Raw genomic sequence first — 252 nt, forward strand, 5'->3', positions numbered from 1 at the left:
GCTTTAGGCTTGGGCATACGCTGCAACTTGGCTTCTTCCAGTAACCAGTATTCAATATCAAACGCTTCCTGCCTGGGCAATGAAGTGTAGCCCGATATGGCTTCCGCGCCACGCATGACGTTGATGGCGTTGATGTAAAATTCTGCGGCAACACGCGCTGTCTGTTTGTCTTTCGCAAAAGTGAACATGCCCACGCCCGGATATAATATTACTACCGGGTTGGGATCGCGCATAGCGGGACTATTATCGTGT

At 50.4% G+C, this 252-nt stretch carries 1 protein-coding gene; it reads right to left on the reverse strand.

Features of this window, described 5'->3' with window-relative positions:
* A partial coding sequence (locus PU683_RS22335) for a hypothetical protein (protein ID WP_277174686.1) occupies positions 1–188 on the reverse strand: 188 nt, incomplete at its 3' end.
* Between the last annotated feature and the right edge of the window lie 64 nt (positions 189–252).

Source organism: Candidatus Kosakonia sp. 282A-S69, from assembly GCF_029433855.1.
In the GTDB taxonomy this organism is placed as follows: Bacteria; Pseudomonadota; Gammaproteobacteria; order Enterobacterales; family Enterobacteriaceae; genus Kosakonia; species Kosakonia cowanii_A.